This is a genomic window from Pseudobacter sp. (genome assembly GCF_051955275.1).
In the GTDB taxonomy this organism is placed as follows: Bacteria; Bacteroidota; Bacteroidia; order Chitinophagales; family Chitinophagaceae; genus Pseudobacter.
Genome location: NZ_JBQCGW010000205.1, coordinates 1 through 19,701, shown reverse-complemented (window position 1 = coordinate 19,701; position 19,701 = coordinate 1). Strand labels below are relative to the sequence as shown.

Sequence of the window (19,701 nt, the reverse complement as noted above, 5' to 3'; positions counted from 1 at the left end):
TCGTAAACCCGGACAAGGTCTCTAAAAATTTTACGCTTTGATCTCAACTTCTACTCCAGAGGGCAGGTCGAGTTTGCTGAGCGCATCTACTGTACGGCTGCTGGATGTATAAATGTCCAGGAGGCGCTTGTGCGTGCAGAGCTGGAACTGCTCACGGCTCTTCTTATTCACGTGCGGTGAACGCAGAACGGTAAAGATCTTTTTCCTTGTAGGTAAAGGAATAGGGCCTGTTACTACAGCGCCGGTGCTACGCACAGTCTTCACGATCTTCTCAGCTGATTTATCAACCAGGTTGTGATCGTATGATTGTAATTTGATTCTGATTCGTTGAGACATATTCCAAAACCCATTTTTCGATGGGGATGCAAAGGTAAGGGCTTGTTTCTTTATTAACAAAAGAAAAAACAAAAACTTTCGCTCCCATCCGTTAAAAAATCAGCGGCAAAGCTAGGCTTTTTACACCGCTTTGCCGCCACTATTTATCTATTTAGCTGGAAGTCAGGAAATAATCAACATCTCTCAACAATCTCCCTTCCCCCGTTTCTTCTCTTAATTACCCTGAAAATTTCCCTGATTATTTTTTGCCTCACCCGAAGCAGCAGCCGCAGCAGCCCCAATCACTCCCGCCACCAGCACCCCGGCAACCACTCCTCCACCCGACGAAACCTTCGCCACCCAAGGTCCTTTATGACCCGGTATAGCTTCCCCCGAGCTCAGGATCTCCGACAAATAAAATGAATGCTCCACCACCTGCGCCGGTCCCTTCTCCTCCGTCAGCAGGGTCAGGTAGGTCCGGAACCGCAATGGCGAATCCTGCTCACTGAAAACCGCCACCTTTTTCCTCACCCGCCCCCCATCTTTCATTACCACTTCCCTCCAGGCCCATGCAGCTTCAGGGATATTATCGAAGTACTCAGTTGCAACCCTGAATGGCGCCGGCTCGATATATGCCCGGGGCGGCACCATCTCCAGGTCAGCCGGAGAACTGGTCACGGCACTGAACTCCGTCCGGGTATCGGAATACCTCACACTCCTGCCCACTCCCGAAGTAGCGGACAATGCCGAGCCCCTGGTGATCTCATCCGGCTTCAGACTGATGGACTGGTCGTTGATGATGATACTCGACCGCTTCCAGTCTACCAGCAACGGCTTCTCCAGCTTGTTGCTGATCCGGATACTCACCGGAAGATCAGCTCCCTTGAAATCATACGTCACCAGCAAGGTATCATTCTCCACTACAAACTGGTCCTTCACATTCTGCTGAACTGCGGGATCTGAAGACCGGACCGTGAGATACTGATATCGTGTACAACTAACCGTTAGAAGAACAATAAAAGAAAGAGGTAGTAAATATTTCATGGCTACAGGTTTATTCAACCAAAGTAACCATTAAACAATACTACCTATGTTAATGAATATCTAATTGATGATTTATTATCAGCTGCCCTGAAAGGCCCGTCCTACCTGGCTCCCGGAGGACAATACTGTTTCAGGAAGTTGGTGTACATGGTAACCAGGTGCTGAAATGTACCCTCTCCTTCCGCCATACTGTGTGTACGGTTTGGATAGCTCATCAATTGAAACTGTTTATTATGTTTAACCAGTTCATTGATGAGCATTTCGGCATTGTTGTAATGAACATTATCATCATTGGTGCCATGAACATACAGGAGATGCCCCTTCAGGTTCTTCGCATAAGTGAGTGGCGAACCGGCTTCATAATCCGCTTTGTTTTCCTTCGGCAGACCCATATACCTTTCTTCATAGATATTATCGTATGTATACAGGTTGCTGATGGCAGCCACGGAGATACCGGTCTTGTAGATCTCGGGGTACTGGAACATGAGGTTGAGGGTGGCAGATCCGCCTCCGCTCCATCCCCATACCGCCACGCGGCTGGTATCAACAAAGTTCCATTTCAATACTTCCCTGGCAGCTGCGGCCTGGTCGCTGATATTGAGCTGACCGATTTTGCGGTAGATGGATTTCCGCCATTCCCTGCCCTTGGGTACCGGTGTACCGCGGTTGTCGATGGAAATATAGATATACCCGTCTTTGGTCATATCCCCTGCATACAGGAAGTTACGGCCAACACCCCACTGGTCTTTCACGTTCTGGCCCCAGGGCTCTGTGTACACATAGAATACAACTGGGTATTTTTTAGCGGGATCGAAATTCTGAGGCTTCACCATCCAACCGTCCATTTCCACGCCTTCTGCGGTCTTCACCTTGAAGAATTCCAGTTTGGATTTGGTCTTGTCTGCCTTGCCAACATTGCTTTCGATCTTTGAAGCACCATCCACAGGCTTATGGTCCTGTAAGGTGATCATTTCAGAAGTGCCGGGCGTATAGTAGTTGCTGAAACCATGCACGGCATATTTCGCATTGGGCGATACATCATAGGAGTGAATACCCTGTTGCGTGGCGGGACTAAGCCTTTCTGCCGTTCCCTTGCCATCGATGGTGATGCGGTAGAGGTATTTCTGGGTGCCGTTGTCGGGCGAGGCCATGAAGTACACATAGCCGCCTTTTTCATCGATGCACACGATATCCATTACATCATAGTTACCTACGGTGATGAGCGTTTCTTTGCCATCCTTACCGATACGGTACAAGTGGCGCCAGCCGTCCTTTTCAGAAGGCCAGATGAATTCCTTACCGCCATTGAGCCAATCCCAACCGCCCCAGATATAATCTTCGTCCCAGAGCTGAATCACATCAATCCAGGCTGCATCCTTTTCCGTGAAGATGGTTTTGGCTGCGCCTGTCTTCACATCACAGAGCAGGATATTGCTCTCATTCTGGCGGCGGTTCATATGCTGAAGGATCAGTTCACCGGCACCTGCCCACTCCAGCCTGGTGACATAGCTCTGCAGCACCTTGTCCGTAGGCACTTTCATCCAGCTGGTCTTTGCAGCGGTTATATCCACCACTCCAATTTTGAAGGGGGAAGGTGCATCGCCGGCGATGGGATATTCCACGGGAATGGCCACAGGATAGATGGAGTCAGTATTGTTGATCATCAGGTAATCCTTTGTATTCTTGGCATCGATCTGCCAGTAGGCGATCTGGCGGCTGTCCGGGCTCCATCGGAATCCATCCCTGCAGAAGAATTCTTCTTCATACACCCAATCGAATGTGCCGTTGATGAGCTTGCGGTTGCCATCGGTAGTCAGCGCTTTTACAGCGCCGGTTGCCAGGTCTTCCACATAGAGATTGTATTCGCTCACATAGGCCACTTTCTTTCCATCGGGGGAAAATTTTGCGAACATGAGAGAGGAAGCGGGCCGGCCTTTTCCGAGTTTTTTCAGGCTGCCTGCTTTTTTATCGTAGACCCAGTAATTTCCTTTTGTATTGAGCCTCCACACCTTGCGGGTATCGGTGAAGAGGAGGACTTTCTGATCGTCTTCAGAAAAGCTGAAGCTGGCTGGCTCCAGTGCCGCACTGCCACCGGAGGGCGTCAGTTGAGCCTTGCTCACCACTACGGTATTCGGACTTTTTGGAATGATCTGCAGGATCCCCTGCTGGTCATTGAACTCATAATAACTATTGCCGTCTTTGGCCCATTGCAATTCTCCCTGTGCAAGCAGGGTATTGACAGATAAAATGCCAATAGCTACAAATACCAGTCTTTGTAAGGTTCTTATCATATGCATTACCTGCGAAATTTAGGGACGGAAATTAAGACAAAAAGCAGCAGTCCGGTAAAAAGAATGATAAAAGGGAAGTAAAAAGAAGGCCCCCTGTTTTAGCAGGAGGCCAGTACTTTGGAGGTTTAGTTCCAGGTATTGCTACATAACCATAGAGCCGGTTCCGGTACGTTTCCGGTCGTACCGAAAGGCGTAGAGATGGCAAAGAAAATGAAAATCTGTAATGTGAACATGCACTGTTTAACAGCCGTGGTATTTTAATGTTTAACTGCGCATATTGGCAGATAACTGCAAATGCTCCGGCATTGGAATGGCTTAATTCATTAATTTTGTGCATAATTCCAAAGGGGGTGCCTTCCAGGCTGAGAATATACCCTTTGAAGAAAACTGCCCAACTGTTTTCTTCATCCACCTGATCCGGGTAATGCCGGCGTAGGGAAAAAACTGAAAAGATGAACATACAAGAATGGATCCGCCTGCTTCTGCAGCAGATCGGTGCAACCCCACCGCTGGAGTGGATCGCAGTTTCGCTGAGTGTAACGGAGGTGCTGCTGGCCCGTGCCAATAAGATCTGGCTCTACCCCGCCGGTATCGGCGCTGTATCGCTTACCATTTTCATTTTCTTTGAAGCCGGTCTGTATGCCGAATGCCTGCTCAATGGCTACTACCTGGCTATGAGCATCTATGGCTGGTGGTATTGGGTGAAGAAGAAACGCAAGCCGCTTGTGAAGGTAAGCTTTACCAATGCCGGAGAATGGAAGATCGTAGCGCTGATCGTTGGCCTGGGCTTCCCCGGTCTCTTCCTGGCTTTAAAATATTTCACCCCCAGCACAGTTCCCATTGCCGATGCCTTTGTGAGCGCTACCGCCTGGGCGGGTATGTGGCTGCTGGCCCGCAGGAAAGTGGAGAACTGGCTCTTGCTGAATATCTCCAATGCCGCCGCCGTTCCGTTGCTGCTGCACAAGGAACTGCCGCTGTACGCCTTGCTTACTGTATTTTTGTTCATCGTAGCGGTGACCGGATATTTCAGCTGGAGAAAAACGGCCCGTGAGAACAAATCAGGCTCCGGCGTTTTAGCACCATCAATTTCCTGAGTATGATCCTTCCTTTCCATTCACTGATTGCCCCCGAGGCAGTGGAAATGATCCGCGATACTGCGGCTGAAGCCGAAACGGCCAGTCAGTTACATCCTGCCCAGCTGGAACTGGCATACCGTAATAAATGGTTCAATCTTTTTGTACCGAAGGACAGGGGCGGGCTGGAGCTCTCCTTTCCGGAAGCCCTGCAACTGGAAGAAGCGCTGGCCTGGACGGATGGAAGTTTCGGCTGGACCATCACCCTTTGCAGCGGCGCCAATTATTTCATCGGCTTTTTGGAGCCCGAAGTATCCGATCCACTTTTCAAAGATCCTGAAGTCTGTTTTTCCGGCAGCGGCGCTGCCACCGGCACTGCTGAACTGAAAGCGGATGGCTATCATATCAGCGGCAGGTGGAAATATGCCACAGGTGCTCCTCATGCTACAATATTCACCTGCGTGTGCAACCTGAAAGAGAATGGAGTAATTATAAAAGATGGGAATGGCAACCCCGCAACGGCTGCTTTCTGGTTTCATGCCAATGAAGTACGTCAATTGCACGACTGGCAGATGATGGGCATGAAAGCCACAGCCAGTCTGAGTTTCGAAGCAGGTCCTGTAGTAGTTCCTGTGACCAGGAGATTTGTGATCGATCCTGCCTATGCCACTTTACCACAGGAAGTGTACCGGTACCCTTTCTTACAATTTGCAGAAGCCACGCTGTGTGTGAATTTCTCGGGGATGGCCATCCGGTTCCTGGAAATTTATATGAAACATGTTTCAGAACGGGATGCTGTTGCAGCAAAACTGGAGCAAGAGATCCTGCAGGCGCGAGATCTGTTTTATGAGAAGATAAACAGCAGCTGGAAGCAGTTGAGAATGCAAGCCCGTGTGGAAGAAGGGACTCTAACGGAGATCAGCAACCGAAGCAGAGAATTATATGCCGTTTGTACCAAACTGATGCACAACTTATACCCTCTCACAGGCATGCATGCGGCGGACAGTCATTCAGAAGCGAACCGGATCTGGCGGAATTTCTTCACCGCATCCCAGCACAAATTATTGCGGGAAATATAATTACTCAGGGTGCCGCCGTCGCTCGCGTCCCAGCGAGTGACAAATATTCCGTCGCCTCCGGCGACCAGTCTGGTGCTGCACCCGGTTGGTTCGCCGGGGGCGAACTGAATATAAGTAACCCGCCAGAGGCGAGCTACCGTGCACACTCTAACTACGCTCACACTCCACGTACCGGAACACACCGAAACGAAAAGAGGCTGACCTTTTGGGCCAGCCTCTGAATATGTATAGCGGGATGCTATTAGTCTTCAACTTTTGCTTTTCCTTTCACTTTCGCGATCACTTCTTCAGCGATGTTGTTAGGTGCAGGAGAGTAGTGAGAGAACTCCATGGTAGAGGTAGCACGGCCGGAACTCAGTGAGCGCAGCTGTGTTACGTAACCGAACATTTCAGACAGGGGAACTTTTGCTTTGATCACCTGTGCATTGTTACGGCTGTCCATACCTTCCAGCATACCACGACGACGGTTAAGGTCACCTGTTACATCACCCATATACTGATCAGGAGTGATCACTTCAACCTTCATGATAGGCTCCAGGAGAACGGGCTGTGCTTTACGGGCTGCCTCACGGAAACCTGCTTTAGCACAAAGCTCGAATGACATGGAATCAGAGTCAACCGCGTGGAAGCTACCGTCGAATACACGAACCTTCATGTTCTCAACAGGGTAGTTAGCCAGAACACCGGAGTTCATTGAAGCCTGGAATCCTTTCTGGATAGCAGGAACGAACTCACGTGGGATGGATCCACCGAAGATATCATTCACAAACTGGAAATGCTCTCCGTCGTTTGCTTTCAGCCACTCTTCATCGGCAGGACCGAATTCGAAGATGATGTCGGCGAACTTACCACGACCACCAGACTGCTTCTTCAGCACCTCACGGTGTTCGACGGATTTGCGGAATGCTTCTTTATACGCAACCTGGGGAGCACCCTGGTTAACTTCTACTTTGAACTCACGACGCATACGGTCGATGATGATCTCCAGGTGCAGCTCACCCATACCACGGAGGATGGTCTGACCGGTATCTTCATCAGTATTTACGCGGAGCGTAGGATCTTCTTCAACCAGCTTGGCGATAGCCATACCCATTTTGTCAACGTCAGCCTGGGTTTTAGGCTCAACTGCGATCGCGATTACAGGCTCAGGGATGAACATGTTCTCGAGAACGATCGGATGGTTTTCGTCGCAAAGTGTATCACCGGTCTTGATTTCCTTGAAACCTACAGCCGCACCGATATCACCAGCTTCGATGAAATCGATAGGGTTCTGCTTGTTGGCGAACATCTTCATGATACGGCTGATACGCTCGTTTTTACCGGAACGCATGTTCTTAACGTAAGAACCGGCATCGAGGTGGCCGCTGTAACACCTGAAGAACGCGAGACGACCTACGAAAGGATCGGTCATGATCTTGAAGGCCAGGGCTGCGAAAGGAGCTTTAGGATCAGCTTTGCGGATCTCTTCAGCACCTGTTTCAGGGTTGATACCTACGGTATCTTCGATATCTACAGGAGAAGGCAGGTAGCGGCAAACAGCATCCAGTGCAGTTTGTACACCCTTGTTCTTGAAGGAAGAACCACACATCATCGGAACGATGCTGAGGTCGATGGTAGCCTTACGGATAGCCTCGTGTACTTCAGCTTCAGTGATGCTGTTGGGATCTTCGAAGAATTTCTCCATCAGTTTGTCGTCATATTCTGCCACTGCCTCGATCAGGTTCGCTCTCCACTCTTCAGCTTCAGCAACCATGTCAGCAGGAACAGGAATGGTTTCGAAGGTCATACCTTCTGTAGCCATATCCCAGATTACACCTTTCATGGTGATCAGGTCAACCACGCCTCTGAAATCATCTTCAGCACCGATCGGGAGCTGCAGGGGAACGGCTTTCGCACCCAGCATTTCCTTCACCTGTTTAACCACGTTCAGGAAGTCTGCACCGGAACGGTCCATTTTGTTTACGAAACCGATACGGGGAACCTTGTAACGGTTAGCCTGACGCCAAACAGTCTCAGACTGAGGCTCAACACCGTCCACGGCAGAGAACAGTGCAATCAGACCATCCAGTACACGCATGGAACGTTCAACCTCTACGGTGAAGTCCACGTGACCTGGAGTATCGATGATATTGAAGTAGTATTTCTTGGTGTTTGCATCAGCCTTACCGTTAACGGTAGGGAATTGCCACTGGCAGCTAACAGCAGCAGAAGTAATGGTAATACCCCTCTCCTTTTCCTGCTCCATCCAGTCAGTGGTAGCGCCACCGTCGTGTACTTCACCAATCTTGTGGATCATACCGGTATACCTCAGGATACGCTCTGTGGTAGTGGTTTTGCCGGCGTCAATGTGAGCCGCAATACCAAAATTTCTTTGTAGTCGTAAGTCTGCCATGACTTGTTTTTGTTTGCTTTTTAATGTGAACAGGGAATTATATCCCTAATTTGGTGCGCAAAGGTAATCAAATAACCCGGAAAAATACGTGCGGGAGCCGCAAAATTTATGTGGACAGCGGGCGCAGGCAATTATTTAACTTTAAGAACAGCCCTGCCGATCATGAGAAAATTATTCCTGCTGCTCCTGACCTTATCCGGGTGGTACGTAAAGCTGCCTGCCCAGGAATCCAGCCAGCCGCCCGGTAGCAGGCTGAGTCCGGCTGCCGTCAAAAAGACTGCTGAAAACCAACCCACTGCATGGTGGCTGATCTGCAAAGATACCGCCCTCCTCAGGAAAAGCCTTATTAAAACCGGTTCCCCTCCCATTCTCAGACAGGATCCCCGCACCGGCCTTACCGTGCTTCGCGCCACCGGCCCCCAGGTACAGGCCCTGCTCGCAGAAAAAGAACTGGTCAGTTATGCCGATAAGCCTCGCCTCCCCCGCGAAGAGCTGGCCACTGTTACTTTCGACGCCAGCGCCAACCAGCTGAATACCGTCCACCATTGGTTTCCGGGCATCCAGGGACAGAATAAAATCCTCAGCCTCAAGGAACGCCGGCCAGACAGCAGCGATATCGATTTCAGGGGCAGGTTCCGGAGTACATCCCTGGCTGATCCCGAACAGAGCGTACATGCCAGCTTCATGGCCACCATGGCCCTGGGTGCAGGCAATTCCCATTTCACCGGCAGAGGCGCCGCTCCTGCGGCCATTCTCAGCAGCGCCAGTTTCATTACCCTGCTTCCCGAAACAGACGCCGATTATCTTCGTTATAATATCAGCGTACAAAACCATTCTTATGGCACCGGCATAGAAAATTATTACGGGGCGGATGCACTGGCTTATGATGCCAGCGTAATCGCCAGGCCGGAACTGGTGCACGTTTTCAGTGCAGGTAATGATGGTGTTGCAGCCGCCACCAGCGGTGTGTACGCGGGCATTCCCGCATTCGCCAACCTCACCGGCAGTTTCAAAATGGCCAAAAATATCATTACCGTTGGCGCAACAGATTCTTTTTACAATGTGGCAGCATTGAGCTCACGGGGACCTGCATACGATGGGAGGCTCAAACCGGAACTGGTGGCTTATGGACAGGACGGAAGCTCCGGCGCAGCAGCCATCGTTTCCGGCATCGCCCTGCTGCTGCAGGAGGCATGGGAAGTATCAGGTAACCCATCGCTTCCACCAGCGGCACTTGTAAAGGCCATCCTGATCAACAGCGCTGATGAAACAGGTGCGGAAGGTCCGGATTATGCAGCCGGTTATGGCAATGCCAATGCAGCCAATGCTGTACTGACAATGTTCAACAAACGATATTTCAGTGGCAGCCTGCAGCAGCAGGAAACCCAAACGTATACGCTCGATATCGGCCCGGGCATCAGGCGTATTAAAATAACTATGAGCTATACCGATCCTCCCGCTGCACCAGCCGCATCAAAAGCGCTGGTGAATGATCTCGACCTCTCCGTGCAGTGCGCCGGTATCATCACCTACCCCTGGATCCTCTCCCACGCCGCTCACACCGACTCACTGAAAAAGCCTGCGAGGCAGGGCATCGACACCCTCAACACAACTGAGCAGATCACTATTCAAAACCCTGCTCCCGGCATTTGCAGCATCCGCGTAAATGGCAGCAGTATCAACACTGCGTCACAGTCTTTTTCAATCGCATATCAGCTGGATACAGCCGATCGCTTTTACTGGTATGCCCCTACCGGATCGGATCAGCTCAGGGGTGGCGTACCTTATATGATCCGCTGGGCATCTACGTTTGATGCGGGTACAGGCAGGATTGAATACGCCCTTTCTGACAACAACTGGCATCCTGTTGCCGAGGTGGATCTTTCAAAAAAATGTTACCGGTGGCAGGTGCCGGATGTAAATGCCCTTATCCGGTTGCGCATTACCGTTAACACTGAAATCATCTATTCAGCATCCTTTATTGTCAGCTCCAGATTGACTGCATTCACGGGCTTCAACTGTCCCGACAGCTTTCTGATCGGATGGAACAAACCTGCCGGCATTCAGCAATGGCGCGTATATACATTGGGAGAAGACGCTCCATACCTTGAAACATATTCAACCCTTGCCGATACCAACCTGGTATTGCAGAAACAGCAACAACCGCAACGTTTTTTTGCGGTAGCGCCGGTGATTGATGGTGTACCCGGACAAAAAAGTTTCACTTTCGATTATACCCAACAGGGCGTGGATTGTTATATCAGGAGTTTCCTGGCAGATCCCGAAGGCCCTAAAGCTGCGCGGGTCACGGCTGACCTGGGCAGCCTGCATGGTATACAGAGAATAATGCTGGAGAAGGCCAGGCCGGGTGGCTATGACACCATGCAAAGTATCAGCCTGCCAACTGACCTGCAATACAACTGGACCGATAACCAGCTGGTGCGCGGCAGCAATACGTACCGGTTGAAACTGGAATTACAGAACGGACGATCGGTTTACAGCCAGCCGGCCTCCGTATTCACTTCGCTGGATGCGCCTTATCTTCTTTATCCCAATCCGGTAGCAGGCAGCGGGAGAATAAAAATATATGCATCTGACTTTTCGCCTGCTTTCATACAGGTGTATAGCGTGCAGGGGCTGCTGGTGAGGCAGCAGCCATTGAACCAGTATCCGCAGGAGGTATCTGTGACCGGTCTGCAGAGCGGGCTCTATTTTCTGTTGGTAATAAGGAATGGGAAAAGGTTGTATAAAACATCGTTCCTGGTGAAATAGGAACTATTTCATGCGATAATAGAGAAATCCCTGGGCACTGTCTACCCTCATTTCGAGCGTATCCTTTCCATGCATTTCCCAGGCAAAATCATTTACATATCCATCCATATAAAAGTGGATGCTATCCGGTGTGGCCTTATACTTGTAGGCTCCAACGCGTTGCGGATAAAAAAGGGAATCTTTGGTCAGGATGAAGCTGATGCGATTACTTCCCTTCATGGCCCAGGTACCCGGAAGGGGGCTGGAAGGGAGGCGCTGGAAAGAGTTCTGATCCTGAGAGTCAGTATCAATAATGGCAGATCCCGGTTGTTCCGAGGGAGATGCAGTGCCGTTAGCAGACTGTTCTCCGCAGGCCAGTACCACCACGGTGAGTATCACCAGTTGAATAATGGGTCTGATCATAAGGTGCAGGCATTACGTGTACGTGTAAGGAACAAAGAAACAAAAAAACCCCCACCATGGGTGAGGGCTAATATATTGACTCAAAGATAAATTAAACTTTGAAGTGCGAGAAGGCTTTGTTAGCCTCAGCCATACGGTGAGTGTCTTCTTTCTTTTTGAAAGCACCACCTTCACCTTTAGCAGCAGCAACGATTTCGTTAGCCAGCTTCTCAGCCATGCTACGACCATTTCTCTCACGGCTGAAACGGATCATCCATTTGATGCTGAGGGAGATCTTCCTGTCGGGACGAACCTCGGTAGGAATCTGGAAGGTAGCTCCTCCGATACGACGGCTGCGAACTTCAACAGCAGGCGTAACGTTGCTCAATGCCTTTTTCCAAATTTCATAACCGTTCTCGTTGGTTGTCTTTGACACGCGATCCATCGCATCATAGAATATGTTGAAAGCAGTGTTCTTTTTGCCTTCCCACATCAGGTTGTTTACGAAGCGCGTAACCAGAGCGTCATTATATTTAGAATCAGGCGCCGGAGCGATCTTCTTGGCTTTTGTCTTCCTCATTTATCAATTATTTATAAATGCGTACTTTTTGATTATTTTTTAGCTTTTTCCTTTTTGGTACCGTATTTAGAACGGCTCTTCTTTCTGTCTTTCACACCAGCAGTATCCAGGCTACCACGTACGATGTGATAACGAACACCTGGCAGATCTTTCACACGACCACCCCTTACCAGCACGATACTGTGCTCCTGCAGGTTGTGACCTTCACCAGGAATGTAAGCGATCACCTCTACTTTGTTTGTAAGACGCACTTTGGCTACCTTACGCAGAGCGGAGTTAGGCTTCTTCGGAGTAGTAGTGTAAACACGTGTACATACACCGCGACGGAATGGTGAGGAATCCAGAGCTCTTGATTTGCTCTTTGCCTTGATGATCTCTCTTCCTTTTCTTACCAATTGTTGAATTGTAGGCATTCTGAACCTTTTATTTTTGGGACGGCAAAGGTAACCCCCTACCTGTTATTTACCAAAATTTGATAATCGAATTTGTGAAAAAATTTAACTGGGCGCAATTTCAACTGAAAATGAACCACTTATACTTTGAATAACCAACCATGATTATCAGCTGCCCTACCCTCACGGATATCAGTCAGCCTTCTTTTCATTTCAGGAGCGGCTTTCCACTCGTCTACATTGAAGGTCATCACAAAGTCCTTGTACTTCAGTTCACGGATCGGGGAAATGGTTGCAGCCGTACCCGTTCCAAACACTTCCTGAAGCTGGCCTTTCTTATATAACTCAATCATTTCCTCGATGTTAACGGCACGCTCCTCCACATTGTAACCCATCTCTTTCAGGATGGTGATGGCGCTGCTCCTGGTAACACCATTCAGGATGGTGCCCTGTTCCAGGTCCGGCGTAAGGATGGTATTGCCCGTAACGAAGAACACGTTCATGGTGCCGATCTCCTGTGCATACTTGTGCTCAAAAGCATCGGTCCACAGTACCTGGTCGTACCCCTGCCTGCGCGCTTCAGCCGTAACAGCCATGCTGGCGCCATAGTTGCCAGCCGCTTTTACAAAGCCGATCCCGCCCGGAGCAGCACGAGTGTAGGCTTCTTCCACATAAATGCGCATCGGAGCGCTGTAGTAAGGGCCTGTGGGGCTGAGAATGATCATGAACTTGTATGTATCGGATGCTTTTACGCCGATCACCTCATCGGTTGAGAACATGAACGGACGGATATAAAGCGAGTGATCTGTGAAGTTGGGGATCCATTTCTTGTCGAGATTGATCAGCTGGCGCATGCCTTCCATGAAGATCTCTTCAGGCACTTCAGGCATCTGCATACGCTTTGCGCTCAGGTTGAAACGGCTCCAGTTATCGTATGGACGGAAGATAAATGCCTCACCTGCCGCATTCCTGTACGCCTTGATGCCCTCGAAAATAGACTGACCATAATGGATGGCCGCCAGTGATGGCGCCAGAGAGAGATTCTGATATGGTTTGATCTCCACATTGGTCCACTCACCATTGATATAATCGGCTTCCAGCATATGATCTGTAAAGATCTTTCCGAAGGGGATATTCTCCAGGGGCGTGTCATTCAGCTTGCTACGTTCAGTTTTTGTAACAGGAATGCTATAGGCATCAATCATAATTCCTTTTGTTTTTAGAACTACAAAGAAACGAAGAAAGTTACGCCCTGCAAAAAATCGGACACAAAAACTAACGGATGTTAGCAATGCTTTATACGTAAAACCATCTGTCAGCGCTATCCCCCTTTAATCCTGTTATTTATCGAAAAAGACATTTTATTTATCGTTTTTCAATAAATTTTTATTTACATTTGGTATATAAACAAATAAACCATGTCCACACAAACACCTTCCACCCGAACCCAAAAGATATTAGGGATCCTCCGAATCCTCGCCTGGGCCGCCTGCTTTGGCCTGATCATACAGGGCGTTTCCACCTTCCTGAGTTACATCGTAAGCATACAGGAAGCAAAGGCTTCCTCCAACCTGTACAGGGGCCTCGATCTTTCCGCCCTGCGCGAATTCAGCATGCTGCATTACAATCTCACCGTGCTGTACCTGGTGCTGGTAGCTTTCATGAAAGCATCTATCGCCTGGATGCTGGCAAAATCACTGGATAGCGTAAACGCTCAATCTCCTTTTTCTGAAAAAATGGCCCGCATACTGGAAAGGATCAGTTTGATACTGCTTTGCCTGGGCATCATTTCTTTTGTTCATAATATTCACAGCACCTGGCTATGGAAAGTGAGCAATCTTGACATTGAAAGAGGTCCCCTGCCCGAATATCTTTTTACAGCATTACTGGTGTACGCCATTTCACAGGTGTACAAGCGTGGCGTAGAGATCCAATCTGAAAACGAATTAACTGTATAAAAATGCCGATCATCGTAAACCTGGATGTAATGATGGCGAAGCGGAAGATGAGCCTGAACGAGCTTTCGGAAAAAGTAGGGCTCACGCTCGCCAATCTTTCCATTCTGAAAACAGGAAAAGCAAAGGCCATCCGCTTCAGCACGCTGGAATTGATCTGCAAAGTGCTGGATTGCCAGCCGGGGGATATACTGGAATTTACGGAATAGCATTACAATCAAATGCTCCGGAAAAGGTTGCTCCGGAGCATTTTTTATTGTTGATTGTAACAGTATGCGTTTCTGTTATTTTGATTTTTCTATTTTACATTTTCCCACCAGGAAGAATACGTTGCCGTACTATCCTCTAACGCTACCGGTTGACCGATCAACGGCGTTACAAGATTGTAAGGCTGCGAAGCAGACAATTCCTTGATCCGCTTCAGCGGCTCATTCCAGGGATGCTTGCCCAATGTGAATTTGGAGTGATGCACCGGGATCATATTCTTTGCCTTCACTTCCAGCGTGGCCTGGATCACTTCTTCAGGAAGATTGTGAACACTTTGCCAGGCTTTATCATACTGCCCGTCTTCCATGATGGCCCAGTCGATAGCTCCATACTTCTTACCGATCTCTTTGAAACGTTCTCCATAACCACCATCACCACTGATATAGATCTTCATATCGGGTGTCTGGATCAGGTAAGACATCCACAGCGATTTTCCCTGCACAAAACCTCTGCCGGATGCGTGATGAGAAGATTCAGTAAAAATGGTGAATCCTTTATCAACTTCCACTTTTTCATACCAGTCTTTCTCTATGATCTGCGCAGTGTCATACCCCCAGTATTCAAAGTGCGCACCAACACCCAATCCGCAGATCACATGTTTCACTTTGCTGCGCAATGCTATCACCGCTTCATAATCCAGGTGATCATAGTGATCATGTGAAATGATCAGGTAATCCAGTTGCGGGATATCATCGGCAGAAAAAATATTGCTGCCTTTGTATGCCTTCACTCCCCAGGGTAATGGCGAAGCCTTGCCACTGAAACTGGGATCCACCAGAATCCGCTTTCCATGGAGTTGCATGTATACGGTTGAATGCCCCATCCAGATCAGGAAATTACTGTCCGGCGGCAAAGCATGCAGGTCCGTTTTCACAGAAGGCAATGAATCCACCGGCATCCGGTTGGGATAAGTTTTGAAGAGTGTTTTATAGAGTTCACCCGCAATACTGTATCCTTCGGTGATAGTGGGTTTTTCCACCTGGTTGCGGAATTTCCCATCTTTAAAGTGAGGCGATTTTTCAATGAGTGCCAGTCTGGCTCCCGCAGGCAGCTTACCGAACTGGGGTTGCTGCATATAAACGACAGTGGCCGCTGCTAACAGCAATATGAGAACTAAAAAGATAAACATAATACGCTTGATAATTTTAAAAAACCTTTTCATGAAACGTTGTTATTCTGGTTGACGAACCAGAAGGTCATATATTTTAAAAGAACCGGAATTTCCCTGATTTCTGAAAACCATGTACGGCTTGCTCCTGAAGCTTTCTTTGCTTAAGTTTACATTATCCATTATGAATAAAACAGTTATGAAATTCCTTTGCCTCAGCTTATTGGTTTGTCTGGCAATTTCCGCACAGGCACGGCAACCTAAGTATACCAAAAAACATTTTGTAAGGAATTACGACTCCAGTGAGTTCAAATCAACCGGTCCGGTAAAGGACGGCCTCATCAAAACTTATTTCGTTACAGAAGTTTCCATTTATGATGTGGATGATAACAATACCACCCACGTGCGGGGCAATGTGCGCGCCCTGCTCAATATCGAGAGCGAAGTGAAAAGAGGGAAACGCAATGGCATCACCAGGCAGTACCTGATAGACTCTGCCGATCATAACAAACGCTTTCTCATAGCCGAGCAAACCTATGTGAACGACAAACTCAACGGTCCCTGGATCTGGTACAACCTCCGTGGAAGAAAAGTGCAGTCGGATAATTTTGTGAATGACAGTCTCAGTGGCGTTTCACAACAATTCTGGATCGATGGATACACCATCATGAAGGAGCATGAATACCTGGATGGCGTGAGAAAATTCATTGCCCGGGAATATCATAAAAACGGGAAAGTTGCCCGGGAAACCACCATCCTGAACAACGAGCCCAACGGAGAAGTAAAAGAATATTACGAATCAGGTATCCTCAAGGATAGATTCATCGTAAAAGGAGAAAAGCGGGATGGCCTGCGCATTTATTATTATCCTGATGGCAAACCCTGGATCGAACAGATCTATAAAATGGATAAAGCCTGGACCATCGTGGCCAATTACGACAGCAAGGGTAACAAGCGTGACGCCGGAACATTGAAAGAGGGGAACGGAACCGTTATTTTTTACGACGATGATACTACCGTCCGGGAAGTGGTCACGTACCGGAACGGGGAAAAAATCTGAACACCATCCACTATCTGGCTGGCTCCTTTGTATCTTTACAGCCTATGAGCTTCGAGAATATTCAATTGCCTTCAAGCGTATTATCCGGCATCTACAAACAGGTGGTTGTTACGGATGATTATGCAAATATGCCAGGCAATCCCGGAAGGAAGGCAGAAGAAACGAGCCCTGTGATGAAGACCGCTATTGAACCGCAGCAACCTGTTGAAATGGTACCTCCTCAGCAGGCCGCAGGTTCGAATCCTGTCTTCCCTACAACGCCGGAAGTGAACGCCACCACCCCTTTGAGTGTGGGCGCCCCCGCCTCTGCCGTGCCGCAGATGCCGGAAACGGCCCAGGCCCCCACGGCCATCCATACCACCCCTGCGCCGTCCGATGCAAAATACCGCTACCTGGGAAAGAACGCCAGGAATATTTCCGTGATCGTTCATTCCACCACGGAAGCCTACCTGCCCGAAAGCGAGTTGCAGCTTCTCACCAAAATGCTGGACGCCTGTAAGCTCAACCTGGGAGATGTGGCCATTATCAACACGGCCGCACATGCCGTGCATTTCAACCAGCTGGCAGAGCAACTGCACCCGCAGAAGGCATTGCTTTTTGGTGTTCAGCCGGAGCAGATCGGGCTACCCCTGAGTTTTCCTCCCTTCAAAGAGCAGGAATATGCAGGCTGCACCTATCTGCTGGCCACCACCCTGGAAGCCATGAACCAGCCCAATGAAGAAGGCAAGATCCTGAAGGGTAAACTTTGGGGATGTTTGAAGAAAATGTTCAATATTTAAGGACAGATCAGGCAAGGCTCTGTTTTCAGCATGTTATAATTTTACCTATGATCAGGATCGTTTTTGCTACCAATAATGCCAATAAGGTTACGGAGATGCAGGCCGCCATCGGCGGGTCACTGGAAGTGATCAGTCTCAAAGCCGCCGGCATCGATATAGATATTCCCGAACCTCACGATACCCTGGAGGCAAACGCTTCCGAAAAATCCCGCACCATCCACCGGCTTACGGGGGAGAACTGTTTCAGCGAAGATACCGGTCTGGAGATCGACGCGCTGAACGGTGAGCCTGGGGTCAAAAGCGCCCGCTATGCGGGGGAAGACAAAGCATTCGATAAGAATATAGATAAAGTGTTGAGTAAAATGGGCGATACGCCGGACCGGTCGGCCCGTTTCCGCACCGTTATCTCCCTCATCTGGAAGGGGGAAGAGCATTTGTTTGAAGGGATCTGCAAGGGCCGCATCCTGGCTGCAAGACAGGGCAGCGGCGGCTTCGGTTATGACCCGGTATTCATTCCGGAGGGGGGCGACAGGAGTTTTGCGGAAATGAGCATTGCGGAAAAGAACCGGTTCAGCCATCGCCGGAAAGCGGCCGACAAGCTGGTTTTATTTTTGCAAAATCAAACAACAACAGTGTAGAACTATTCGTAATAAGTGGATTAAAGCCGATTTTTCCATTATCTTTTCAACATCAGAACAAAAACTTGGCTAACAAAAGCAACTATAACATCAGCGAAACCGACTTGATAAAGGGAGCAGTGGCGGGTGACCGTCGCCTCCAGGAGGAACTGTACAGCAGATTTGCGCCGAAGATGTACGCAGTCTGCCTGCGTTACGCCAATAACAGCAATGATGCGCAGGACCTGCTTCAGGAAGGATTCATCAAGGTATTCAGGAATCTTCACCGGTTCCGGGCCGAGGGGTCTTTTGAGGGATGGATGAGAAGGGTGTTCGTGAATACCTCTATCGAATATTTCAGGAAGAAATCGGCACAACTCTCCAGTGTCAGCGAAAAAGAAGAGAATACGATTGAAGACAGTGATATCACTGCCCTGGACCAACTGGCAGAAAAAGATATCATTGCGATCATCCAGGAGCTGAGCCCTGGCTACCGCACTGTTTTCAACCTGTACGTGGTGGAAGGATATTCGCACAAGGAGATCGGCGAAATGCTGGGGATCAGCGAAGGCACCAGCAAGAGCCAGCTCGCAAGGGCAAAAGCATTGTTACAGAAGAAAGTCAGTCAATATTTAACCGACACGCGGAAATCATATACGCGATAACCATGAAACCCACTAACCAATTTATTCTGCAAAATCTTGAAGTGGCGCCCCCCGAGGGCTCATGGAATCAACTGTCGGCCAGGCTTGACACAGAGTTCAACCAGGCAGAACAACGCGTTGCACAGAAACTGGAAGCATCTGCCATGGAACCGCCTGCCGGATTATGGAGCAGCATCGCAGAAAGTCTTCCCTTCCCTTTTGAGCCTTCAGCAGAAGAAGCTGTTCCGGCACGCAAGCCTGCCAGGGTCATTTCCGTTCCACTCTGGAAAGTGGCAGTGGCCGCAGCCGTATTCATTGTACTCAGTTACGGAGGATGGTATCTGTTCCGCACACCTTCCGGCAGCCTCACCGCAGGTGATCAGCCACCGGTTGTGGCTACCAATCCGGCACAGGCGCAAGCCAGTACAGTACCTTCGGGTTCCGCCTCCACACTGAACATGCCTCCGTCCATTGCACAGCAATTACCGGATAGAAAGTCCGCTCCCCTGCCTGTGAATCACAGGAACAGCACAGCAACAACTACTACTGATAACAGCAATATTCTTACAGAGAATGAGCAACAGGACCTCCCATCCACCGATCCAAATCTTGTAAGAGCGGAGGAAGTGGTGAAGGAAGTAGTAAGTGTTCCCGCCAAAGCCATCCGTGATGCATCCGGAAAAATGGTGATGGACATGAACCTGATCACTACACCTGGCAATCATTACGTGACCGTTACTGCTCCCAATGGCGAGCAAACACGCATGTCGCGCAAGTTCCTTCCGGTGCTCACCTTTCTCAATACAGGCGCCGATAACGGCCAGTTCTCAACTGGTCTCAAACAGAAGATCCAGGAATTGAAGAAACAACTGCTGCAACAGGCATCTTTTGTACCTTCGGCCACAAACTTTCTCGATATCATGGAACTGAAGGAACTTCTTCAGGATAAATA

General features: G+C 49.2%; 19 protein-coding genes. 10 read left to right on the top strand and 9 right to left on the bottom strand.

From position 1 onward, the window contains the following. Positions 1-30: 30 nt before the first annotated feature. From rpsJ to ACTHMC_RS17865, 3 genes are all read right to left on the bottom strand, one after another. Positions 31-336, bottom strand: coding sequence for a 30S ribosomal protein S10 (gene rpsJ / locus ACTHMC_RS17875; RefSeq protein ID WP_014220852.1), 306 nt, complete (start codon positions 334-336; stop codon positions 31-33). Between the two features lie 213 nt (positions 337-549). Beyond that, the gene (locus tag ACTHMC_RS17870; protein ID WP_440415107.1) at positions 550-1,359 is read right to left on the bottom strand and encodes a hypothetical protein; all 810 of its coding nucleotides are present in this window, start codon (positions 1,357-1,359) and stop codon (positions 550-552) included. 101 nt (positions 1,360-1,460) lie between these two features. Beyond that, a complete protein-coding gene (locus ACTHMC_RS17865) occupies positions 1,461-3,650 on the bottom strand; it encodes a S9 family peptidase (protein ID WP_440415106.1) in 2,190 nt (729 codons plus the stop codon). Positions 3,651-4,102: 452 nt separating this feature from the next. Between ACTHMC_RS17865 and pnuC the strand changes: the two genes are divergently transcribed. Both pnuC and ACTHMC_RS17855 read left to right on the top strand, forming a co-directional pair. Then, a complete protein-coding gene (gene pnuC / locus ACTHMC_RS17860; RefSeq protein ID WP_440415105.1) occupies positions 4,103-4,744 on the top strand; it encodes a nicotinamide riboside transporter PnuC in 642 nt (213 codons plus the stop codon). Between the two features lie 2 nt (positions 4,745-4,746). After that, positions 4,747-5,802, top strand: coding sequence for an acyl-CoA dehydrogenase (locus tag ACTHMC_RS17855; RefSeq protein WP_440415103.1), 1,056 nt, complete (start codon positions 4,747-4,749; stop codon positions 5,800-5,802). 241 nt (positions 5,803-6,043) lie between these two features. Here ACTHMC_RS17855 and fusA read toward each other — a convergent pair whose 3' ends face one another. Then, a complete protein-coding gene (gene fusA, locus ACTHMC_RS17850) occupies positions 6,044-8,194 on the bottom strand; it encodes an elongation factor G (RefSeq protein WP_440415101.1) in 2,151 nt (716 codons plus the stop codon). 162 nt (positions 8,195-8,356) lie between these two features. Between fusA and ACTHMC_RS17845 the strand changes: the two genes are divergently transcribed. After that, entirely contained in the window at positions 8,357-10,966 is a 2,610-nt protein-coding gene (locus ACTHMC_RS17845) for a S8 family serine peptidase (protein ID WP_440415099.1), read from the top strand. A 3-nt stretch (positions 10,967-10,969) separates the two neighbouring features. Here ACTHMC_RS17845 and ACTHMC_RS17840 read toward each other — a convergent pair whose 3' ends face one another. From ACTHMC_RS17840 to ACTHMC_RS17825, 4 genes are all read right to left on the bottom strand, one after another. Beyond that, entirely contained in the window at positions 10,970-11,368 is a 399-nt protein-coding gene (locus ACTHMC_RS17840) for a hypothetical protein (RefSeq protein WP_440415097.1), read from the bottom strand. A gap of 91 nt (positions 11,369-11,459) precedes the next feature. Continuing rightward, entirely contained in the window at positions 11,460-11,927 is a 468-nt protein-coding gene (rpsG, locus tag ACTHMC_RS17835) for a 30S ribosomal protein S7 (RefSeq protein ID WP_440415095.1), read from the bottom strand. Between the two features lie 32 nt (positions 11,928-11,959). Continuing rightward, positions 11,960-12,340: a 30S ribosomal protein S12 gene (rpsL, locus tag ACTHMC_RS17830; protein ID WP_130544060.1), complete on the bottom strand. Its 381-nt coding sequence runs from the start codon at positions 12,338-12,340 to the stop codon at positions 11,960-11,962. 119 nt (positions 12,341-12,459) lie between these two features. Next, entirely contained in the window at positions 12,460-13,524 is a 1,065-nt protein-coding gene (locus ACTHMC_RS17825) for a branched-chain amino acid aminotransferase (protein ID WP_440415093.1), read from the bottom strand. A gap of 213 nt (positions 13,525-13,737) precedes the next feature. Here ACTHMC_RS17825 and ACTHMC_RS17820 point away from each other — a divergent pair, with 213 nt between their 5' ends. Together ACTHMC_RS17820 and ACTHMC_RS17815 are read left to right on the top strand one after the other, a co-directional pair. Then, positions 13,738-14,277, top strand: coding sequence for a DUF2975 domain-containing protein (locus tag ACTHMC_RS17820; protein ID WP_440415091.1), 540 nt, complete (start codon positions 13,738-13,740; stop codon positions 14,275-14,277). A 2-nt stretch (positions 14,278-14,279) separates the two neighbouring features. Then, a complete protein-coding gene (locus ACTHMC_RS17815) occupies positions 14,280-14,483 on the top strand; it encodes a helix-turn-helix domain-containing protein (protein ID WP_440415089.1) in 204 nt (67 codons plus the stop codon). Positions 14,484-14,572: 89 nt separating this feature from the next. Here ACTHMC_RS17815 and ACTHMC_RS17810 read toward each other — a convergent pair whose 3' ends face one another. Beyond that, on the bottom strand, positions 14,573-15,670 hold the full coding sequence (locus tag ACTHMC_RS17810) for an MBL fold metallo-hydrolase (RefSeq protein ID WP_440415087.1): 1,098 nt from the start codon (positions 15,668-15,670) through the stop codon (positions 14,573-14,575). 163 nt (positions 15,671-15,833) lie between these two features. Here ACTHMC_RS17810 and ACTHMC_RS17805 point away from each other — a divergent pair, with 163 nt between their 5' ends. The 5 genes from ACTHMC_RS17805 to ACTHMC_RS17785 all read left to right on the top strand — a co-directional run. Next, entirely contained in the window at positions 15,834-16,709 is an 876-nt protein-coding gene (locus tag ACTHMC_RS17805) for a toxin-antitoxin system YwqK family antitoxin (RefSeq protein WP_440415086.1), read from the top strand. A gap of 44 nt (positions 16,710-16,753) precedes the next feature. Then, a complete protein-coding gene (locus ACTHMC_RS17800) occupies positions 16,754-17,488 on the top strand; it encodes a hypothetical protein (RefSeq protein WP_440415085.1) in 735 nt (244 codons plus the stop codon). Positions 17,489-17,535: 47 nt separating this feature from the next. Continuing rightward, positions 17,536-18,126 carry an RdgB/HAM1 family non-canonical purine NTP pyrophosphatase gene (gene rdgB, locus ACTHMC_RS17795; protein ID WP_440415083.1) on the top strand — a complete coding sequence of 197 codons (591 nt, stop codon included), beginning with the start codon at positions 17,536-17,538 and terminating at the stop codon, positions 18,124-18,126. A gap of 65 nt (positions 18,127-18,191) precedes the next feature. Next, positions 18,192-18,770, top strand: coding sequence for an RNA polymerase sigma factor (locus ACTHMC_RS17790; protein WP_440415081.1), 579 nt, complete (start codon positions 18,192-18,194; stop codon positions 18,768-18,770). 2 nt (positions 18,771-18,772) lie between these two features. Continuing rightward, a partial coding sequence (locus tag ACTHMC_RS17785) for a hypothetical protein (RefSeq protein ID WP_440415079.1) occupies positions 18,773-19,701 on the top strand: 929 nt, incomplete at its 3' end.

Bases quoted from the DNA above. Each gene is read 5' to 3' on its own strand.
- rpsJ (WP_014220852.1), bottom strand. From the start codon at position 336: ATGTCTCAACGAATCAGAATCAAATTACAATCATACGATCACAACCTG.
- ACTHMC_RS17870 (WP_440415107.1), bottom strand. From the start codon at position 1,359: ATGAAATATTTACTACCTCTTTCTTTTATTGTTCTTCTAACGGTTAGT.
- ACTHMC_RS17865 (WP_440415106.1), bottom strand. From the start codon at position 3,650: ATGATAAGAACCTTACAAAGACTGGTATTTGTAGCTATTGGCATTTTA.
- pnuC (WP_440415105.1), top strand. From the start codon at position 4,103: ATGAACATACAAGAATGGATCCGCCTGCTTCTGCAGCAGATCGGTGCA.
- ACTHMC_RS17855 (WP_440415103.1), top strand. From the start codon at position 4,747: ATGATCCTTCCTTTCCATTCACTGATTGCCCCCGAGGCAGTGGAAATG.
- fusA (WP_440415101.1), bottom strand. From the start codon at position 8,194: ATGGCAGACTTACGACTACAAAGAAATTTTGGTATTGCGGCTCACATT.
- ACTHMC_RS17845 (WP_440415099.1), top strand. From the start codon at position 8,357: ATGAGAAAATTATTCCTGCTGCTCCTGACCTTATCCGGGTGGTACGTA.
- ACTHMC_RS17840 (WP_440415097.1), bottom strand. From the start codon at position 11,368: ATGATCAGACCCATTATTCAACTGGTGATACTCACCGTGGTGGTACTG.
- rpsG (WP_440415095.1), bottom strand. From the start codon at position 11,927: ATGAGGAAGACAAAAGCCAAGAAGATCGCTCCGGCGCCTGATTCTAAA.
- rpsL (WP_130544060.1), bottom strand. From the start codon at position 12,340: ATGCCTACAATTCAACAATTGGTAAGAAAAGGAAGAGAGATCATCAAG.
- ACTHMC_RS17825 (WP_440415093.1), bottom strand. From the start codon at position 13,524: ATGATTGATGCCTATAGCATTCCTGTTACAAAAACTGAACGTAGCAAG.
- ACTHMC_RS17820 (WP_440415091.1), top strand. From the start codon at position 13,738: ATGTCCACACAAACACCTTCCACCCGAACCCAAAAGATATTAGGGATC.
- ACTHMC_RS17815 (WP_440415089.1), top strand. From the start codon at position 14,280: ATGCCGATCATCGTAAACCTGGATGTAATGATGGCGAAGCGGAAGATG.
- ACTHMC_RS17810 (WP_440415087.1), bottom strand. From the start codon at position 15,670: ATGTTTATCTTTTTAGTTCTCATATTGCTGTTAGCAGCGGCCACTGTC.
- ACTHMC_RS17805 (WP_440415086.1), top strand. From the start codon at position 15,834: ATGAATAAAACAGTTATGAAATTCCTTTGCCTCAGCTTATTGGTTTGT.
- ACTHMC_RS17800 (WP_440415085.1), top strand. From the start codon at position 16,754: ATGAGCTTCGAGAATATTCAATTGCCTTCAAGCGTATTATCCGGCATC.
- rdgB (WP_440415083.1), top strand. From the start codon at position 17,536: ATGATCAGGATCGTTTTTGCTACCAATAATGCCAATAAGGTTACGGAG.